Source organism: Burkholderia sp. Ac-20349 (assembly GCF_017104865.1).
GTDB classification, from domain to species: domain Bacteria; phylum Pseudomonadota; class Gammaproteobacteria; order Burkholderiales; family Burkholderiaceae; genus Burkholderia; species Burkholderia aenigmatica.
In genome coordinates, this window is record NZ_JAAGPM010000242.1 from 1 (window position 1) to 6,662 (window position 6,662).

Here is a 6,662-nt window from a genome sequence, read left to right on the forward strand (position 1 = left end):
GCCGCCCCGACCTCGAGCGGGAAACGGTCGCCTTCGCGCACGTTGGTGTGGACGGCACGCTGGGCATACGCGCGAAACAGGCAGACGCGCTCGTCGCCGTCGCGCACGTAGAACGCCGAGGTTTCGGGGTCGGTACCGGCTTCGGGTGCGGCATCCGCTCCGGCCGCCTCGTCGACGCCCGCACCGGCCTCCGGATCGGCATCCGCCTCGGCGCCGGCTCCCGTGCCGGTTTCCGCGCCTGCGCCTGCTTCCAGTTCGGCATCGCAACCTGCCGCAGCAGCATCGGCGCACGCCGCTGCGACGCAGGCCCCGGCCACGACTGCCCCCACGTCCGCCGCATCGGCGCCCGTATCGGCATCGGCACCGTCGAGCACATCGCCCGCCCCTGCCGCCGCCAACCCCGTCGCCTCGTCCGCACCGTCCAGCGCGAGCGCACCGGCAGCAAACTGACCGGCCGCCCGTATCGTCGCGCGCGGCCGCACCCGGCGCAGCGCGACGATACGCACCCGTCCCCTTCTTTCCTCACAGGAATTTCCGCGCCGCGGGCAGTGCCAGCGCTTCGCGGCGGGCATGCGCTGCCGACGTCCATGTTCGCCGGGATCGGCAGCTATTCGGCGATTACCTGACAGGCCGGCTTACGCCGACCGCTCCACCTGCCGCAACGTCGCGCGCTGCGTCTGCATCTACCCAACGGTCGCCGTCACGTCGCCGCGAACGATCACCGCGATATCCGGCCGTCACCCGACAGGCAGGCTTGCGCCGACCGCTCCACTTGCCGCAACGTCACGCGCTGCGTCTGCATCTGCGCAACGGTCGCCGTCACGCCGCCGCGAACGATCACCGTGATTTCCGGCCGTCACCCGACAGGCCGGCTTGCACCTGCCGCTCCGCCTACCGCAATGTCGCGTGCAACGTCTGCAACTGCTCGACGGTCGCCGTCACGCCGCCGCAGACGATCACAGCGATCTCCGTCGCCGACGCGAGCACGGGCACCGGCCGCTCGAGCGCGGCCAGCGCGGCACCGCACGCGGGCTCGACGACGATCCGGTGCTCGTCGAGGAAGCGCAGCGACGCGGCCACCGCGTCCGCATCGGACACGACGACCGGATGGATCTCGTGCCGCGCGGCCCATTCGACCGCCGCATCGCACGGCCGCTTCGCGCCGAGCGACGTCGCGATGCTCGCGATCGCCGGCAATTCGATCGGGTGCCCCTGCGCGAGCGAGCGCGCATAGCAGTCGGCGCCCTCCGTTTCGGCCGCGACCACCGGTACGTCATGCCAGACGTTGCGCGCCAGCCCTTCGAGCACACCACACAGCAAACCGCCGCCACCGACCGCGAGCACGACCGCGTCGGGCTTCGGGCCGGCCGCGGCCATCTCGTCGATCATCGTCGCGTGGCCCTGCCACAGCACACGGTCGTCGAACGGATGCACGAACGCGTCATGCTCGCCGAGCGCCGACTGCGCGAACGCGTTCGCCTCGGCCCAGCTCGCACCGTGCACGACGAGCTCCGCGCCCTCCACGCGGATCAGCTCACGCGCACGCGCCGACGCGCTTTCCGGCACGACGACGAGCACCGGCACGCCGAGTTCGCGGCCGCAATACGCGACCGCGATGCCCGCGTTGCCGCCCGACGACGACACGAAGCGCCGCGCGCCGGCCGCATGGCGTGCTTCGCAGACGGCACCGATGCCGCGCAGCTTGAACGAGCCCGACGGCTGCAGCGCATCGAGCTTCAGCCGGATGGTCCTGCCGAGCCGGCGGGACGCGATTTGCGAGCGGATATAAGGGGTCGGGATATGAAGCGGCATGGGACGGGACCAATGAGAACGGAGGAAACGCACGCGACTCGCGAGCGCGAGCGCGAGCGGCAATGACGGTCATCGTACGGCACGCTCCCCATGCTTTCCAATACCATCGAATGGCGTTTGCTATGCTTCACAGGTATATCGACGAACGAGAGCTGATACCGTATGCGCCAGATCGAACTGCGTCACCTGCGCTACTTCGTGGCCGTCGCACAAGCCGGCAGCGTGATGGCCGGCGCCCGCGCGGCCGGCATCGTCCAGCCCGCGCTGTCGCGACAGATCCGCGAACTCGAGGACGCGATCGGCACGCCGCTGCTGGTGCGCCGCGCAACGGGCGTCACGCTCACGGCGGCCGGCGCAAGCTTCCTGCAGGACGCGACCGGCCTGCTCGCGACGCTGCAGGACAGCCGTGAGCGCGCGTTGCGCTGCGCGGCCGGCCAACTGGGCGAACTGCGGCTCGGTGCGTTGCCGAACTGCCTGCCGTTGCCCGTCGTCGCGAACGTCCTCAAGGCGTTTCGCGACACGTGCCCGGACGTGAAGCTGTCGATCGCGCCGATGCTGTCGGCCGAACAGGCGAGCGCGCTGGTGCGCGGCCAGCTCGACGGCGGGATCATGGCGTGGCGTCGCGACGAGGCGCCGCACCTGTCGGGCGTGCGGCTGCTGAGCGACCGCTTCGTGCTCGCGATGCCCGCGCCGCCCGGCAGACGCTTCACCGCGCCGCGCACGCTGGCCGACGTCGCGAACGAGCCGTTCGTCTGGTTCGACGCGCAGCGCTCGGCCGCGCACCACCGGTTCCTGATGGCGCAGTGCCAGCAGGCCGGCTTCACGCCGCGTATCGCGCAGGTCGGCAGCGACATTCCGACGTTGATCGGCCTCGTCGCGGCCGGGATGGGCTGTGCGTTCGTGCCGGAAAGCGCGTCGCCGACCTGTCCGCACACGGTCCGGCTCGTCGCGCTCGACGAACTCGCGAGCCGCTTCGACATCGAGTTCGTGTTCGACGGCGCGGCCGTGCCCCCTTCGCCCATCGTCGCGCGGTTTCTCGAGGCCGTGCGCGACGCGGCCGGCGAAGCGGGCTGACCGGGCGCGGTTCGTCCGACGCGTCCGGCACACGATCGAGCGGCACGATTTGCTCCGTCGCTCGACGGCCGGACATCGCCCTCCGTCAAACCGTTGGTTTAGCTGCCGTGGCGTGCTAAACACCGACATCGCGCGCGAGAAAAATCTTTCAGAAAACTGACGGACGGCGCCGCAGCGCCGGCATTTTTAAATTGACACCAAAAACGGCCGTTTAACGCCGGTTCGAATTGTCATGCGTCGAAATATACTTCGCGCGCATCCAACCCTCGTGCCAAAGAGAGGATGCCTTTCTGCCCCGGTCACGGTCCCCCTGTGGCCGGGGCTTTTTTTGCCCGCGCGCCTTGTCTGCAAAGGTTGATCGGCAATGATGCGACGCTCGCGCAGCGGGATGGCCGTCCCCTGGCCGGCCCGCCCGATCCGCACGTCCATGCGTCGCCGGACAGCCGGCGGACGACTGCCGGAGCACCGGGCGAAGCGACCGTCAGTCCACGTGAAACCGCCGAAGAATCGCGATCTCCCGGCCAAAAGCCGCGCCCTTTTCATTACACGTTGCTTTCACCCAGCACCCTCGTTCACCGACTCCACCAGCACGCTTCATACGCACGCTGCATTGTTGAGATGAAATCAAGATAATTTCGTCCGTACGCGGCTTTTTCCGCAAAAGTCATCCAGGCACACTTCGCCCTGTCCTCACCGGCCCCGTGCCGTTGTTCCTCGACTACAGGAGCTCATCGCGTGAACCCCACCTCTTCCTCTCCTTCCCGCCCGGCCGGCAGCGCCGCGCTACCGCTGCTGGCACTCGCCGCCGGTGCGTTCGGCATCGGCACGACCGAGTTCTCGCCGATGGGCCTGCTGCCCGTGATCGCCGACGGCGTGCACGTGTCGATTCCGCAAGCCGGCATGCTGATCAGTGCGTATGCGATCGGCGTGATGGTCGGCGCACCGCTGATGACGCTGCTGCTCGCGCGCTGGTCGCGCCGCTCGGCGCTGATCGCGCTGATGTCGATCTTCACGATCGGCAACCTGCTGTCGGCGCTCGCGCCGGGCTACACGACGCTGCTGCTCGCCCGCCTCGTGACGAGCCTCAACCACGGCGCATTCTTCGGGCTCGGCTCGGTGGTCGCGGCCAGCCTCGTGCCGCGCGACAAGCAGGCCAGCGCGGTCGCGACGATGTTCATGGGCCTGACGATCGCGAACGTCGGCGGCGTGCCGGCCGCGACCTGGCTCGGCCAGATCATCGGCTGGCGCATGTCGTTCGCGGCGACCGCGGGCCTCGGCCTGGTTGCGATCGCCGGGCTGCTCGCCGCGCTGCCGAAAGGCGAAGCCGGCAAGATGCCCGACCTGCGTGCCGAACTCTCGGTGCTGACGCGCCCGGTCGTGCTCGGCGCGCTCGGGACGACCGTGCTCGGCGCCGGCGCGATGTTCACGCTCTACACGTATGTCACGCCGACGCTCGAACACCTGACCGGCGCGACGCCCGGCTTCGTGACCGCGATGCTGGTGCTGATCGGCGTCGGCTTCTCGATCGGCAACATCGCGGGCGGGCGCCTCGCCGACCGCGCGCTCGACGGCACGCTGATCGGCTTCCTGCTGCTGCTGATCGCCACGATGGCCGCGTTCCCTCTGCTCGCCAGCACGCATGCCGGCGCCGCCGTCACGCTGCTCGTGTGGGGTATCGCGACGTTCGCGGTCGTGCCGCCGCTGCAGATGCGCGTGATGCGGGCGGCCCACGAAGCGCCGGGCCTCGCGTCGGCCGTCAACATCGGCGCGTTCAACCTCGGCAACGCGCTCGGCGCGGCCGCCGGCGGCGCGGCGATCTCGGCCGGCTTCGGATACGCGGCCGTGCCGCTCGTCGGCGGGCTGATCGCTGCGGCCGGACTCGCGCTCGTCGTGCTGCAGATCGCACAGCAGCGCCGCGCACCGGCCGCCGCGAATTCATAATCTCGGGTCGTCGCGCGCAGGCGATGCGCGACGACCTGCCGCCCCTCGCGGCAAACACGCTGACGGCCGCGCGATGCGGCCGTCTTCGTTTTCAACCGTCAATTCCGTTTCGCCGATTCTTCAACCTCGACCGGAAGAAACCTGAATATCGGCGCATTCCGCCGCGATAAAAATTCAATTCATTAATGGATGAGTGAAAACGATTCAATCCGACAGAATGATTCATCTCCGCCGCATTACATTTCACCGGATACCCCAATCATTCAATTGCACAAGCGTCAATTCAACTCACGACGCCAATCGGAAAAATCGTATCGCACCCCGCAAAAACCACGAATTAATTTCCGCATCACAGGAAAATATTTCATCCGCCGCATAAGCGAAAAAATCCAATACCGTAATGTTTTCCGGCCTTATTCAATCGATTCCCGATTTGACTGTAACAAAATGAAACAGCCGCGCGATCAAGATTGAAAGACTCGGCAATTCGTATCAGCATTCGCAATGCCGCGGCATGCGAAGCGCGGCATAAATCCAATGAAAAACCGCTCGATGAGGAATCAGAGTGAAAGTCGCCATCGCTTCCACGACATTGTCGCTCGCGCTGTCAATCGGCCTGTCGACACCTGCCGCCGACGCCGCCACCTATTCGAACGGCACGGCGACCGCCACCTTCAACGTCACGCTGACGCTGCAGCCGAACTGCACGATCGCCGCGAACCCGCTGGCCTTCGGGACCAACGGGGTGCTGGCTACCGCGATCAACCAGCAGACGACGGTGAACGTCACCTGTACCAACACGACGCCGTACAACGTCGGCCTCGACGCGGGCTCGGTCACGGGGTCGAGCGTCGCGAGCCGCCTGATGGCCGGCACGTCGACCGGCAACACGACGACGACCGTCGGCTTCCAGCTCTACCAGGACGCCGGGCGCACGACGATCTGGGGCAACACGCAAGGCACGAACACCGTGGCCGGCACCGGCACCGGCGCCGCGCAGGCGTTGACCGTCTACGGCCAGGTGCCCGCGCAGGCGACGCCGAAGCCGGACACCTATCAGACGACCGTCACCGCAACCGTCTACTTCTGACCGGCACCGCCACGCATGACCGCATTACGTCGAACGCTCGCCGCGCTGCTGTGCGCGGCCGGCACCGCGCACGCCGCGTCGCTGCAGATTTCCCCCGTCACGATCGAATTCGGCACCGACGACACGGCCACCGGCATCACGCTGCGCAATCCGGGCGAGCGCCCCGTGTACGGGCAGGTGCGCGTCTTCCGCTGGGACCAGGCCGACGGCCAGGACACGCTGACGCCCACGCAGGATCTGGTCGCGAGCCCGCCGCTGATCGAGGTCGGTACGCAATCCGAGCAGTTGATCCGGGTCGTGCGCGCGTCGCCCGCCCCCTCCGGCATCGAGCAGAGCTACCGGCTGCTGATCGACGAACTGCCGCAGCCGGGCGAGGCGCCGACCAACGGCGTGTCGATCCGGTTGCGCTATTCGATTCCGGTGTTCGTCGAGCCCGCGACCAACGGCGCGCCGCAGCTCGACTGGGCGCTGCTGCGCAACAACGGCGGCTGGGTGCTGCGGGTGCGCAACGGCGGCGCGCGCCGCGCGCAGCTGGCATCGGTCGAGCTCGTGACCGGCGACGGCCACGCGTACCCGCTCACGCACGGGCTGCTCGGCTACGCGCTCGCGGGCCGCACGGGCCAATGGAGCGTGCCACTGCCGGCCGGCGTTACGCTCGGCGGCAAGGTCACGGTGCGGGCGGCCGTCAATTCGCAGCCGGCCAGCGCGGTCGTCGCGGTGGAGCCGCCGGGCTAGACCGCCGGTG

5 protein-coding genes and 1 pseudogene are annotated in these 6,662 nt (G+C 68.4%); 4 read left to right on the top strand and 2 right to left on the bottom strand.

Features of this window, described 5'->3' with window-relative positions; genetic code table 11:
• Both G3N61_RS40370 and G3N61_RS37415 read right to left on the bottom strand, forming a co-directional pair.
• Positions 1-506, bottom strand: a pseudogene (locus G3N61_RS40370) (hypothetical protein); the annotation flags it as partial.
• 385 nt (positions 507-891) lie between these two features.
• Positions 892-1,812 (bottom strand): pyridoxal-phosphate dependent enzyme, encoded by a 921-nt coding sequence (locus tag G3N61_RS37415; protein WP_205824926.1) that lies wholly within the window; start codon positions 1,810-1,812, stop codon positions 892-894.
• Between the two features lie 162 nt (positions 1,813-1,974).
• On the opposite strand from G3N61_RS37415, the gene G3N61_RS37420 reads away from it, so the two are divergent.
• The 4 genes from G3N61_RS37420 to G3N61_RS37435 all read left to right on the top strand — a co-directional run bounded on the left by G3N61_RS37420 (position 1,975) and on the right by G3N61_RS37435 (position 6,652).
• Positions 1,975-2,886 carry a LysR family transcriptional regulator gene (locus tag G3N61_RS37420; protein ID WP_205824927.1) on the top strand — a complete coding sequence of 304 codons (912 nt, stop codon included), beginning with the start codon at positions 1,975-1,977 and terminating at the stop codon, positions 2,884-2,886.
• A gap of 735 nt (positions 2,887-3,621) precedes the next feature.
• Positions 3,622-4,827 carry an MFS transporter gene (locus G3N61_RS37425; RefSeq protein WP_043182218.1) on the top strand — a complete coding sequence of 402 codons (1,206 nt, stop codon included), beginning with the start codon at positions 3,622-3,624 and terminating at the stop codon, positions 4,825-4,827.
• A 592-nt stretch (positions 4,828-5,419) separates the two neighbouring features.
• Entirely contained in the window at positions 5,420-5,917 is a 498-nt protein-coding gene (locus G3N61_RS37430) for a spore coat U domain-containing protein (RefSeq protein WP_089450228.1), read from the top strand.
• Positions 5,918-5,932: 15 nt separating this feature from the next.
• Entirely contained in the window at positions 5,933-6,652 is a 720-nt protein-coding gene (locus tag G3N61_RS37435; RefSeq protein ID WP_205824928.1) for a molecular chaperone, read from the top strand.
• Positions 6,653-6,662 lie beyond the last annotated feature (10 nt).

Bases quoted from the DNA above. Each gene is read 5' to 3' on its own strand.
- G3N61_RS37415 (WP_205824926.1), bottom strand. From the start codon at position 1,812: ATGCCGCTTCATATCCCGACCCCTTATATCCGCTCGCAAATCGCGTCC.
- G3N61_RS37420 (WP_205824927.1), top strand. From the start codon at position 1,975: ATGCGCCAGATCGAACTGCGTCACCTGCGCTACTTCGTGGCCGTCGCA.
- G3N61_RS37435 (WP_205824928.1), top strand. From the start codon at position 5,933: ATGACCGCATTACGTCGAACGCTCGCCGCGCTGCTGTGCGCGGCCGGC.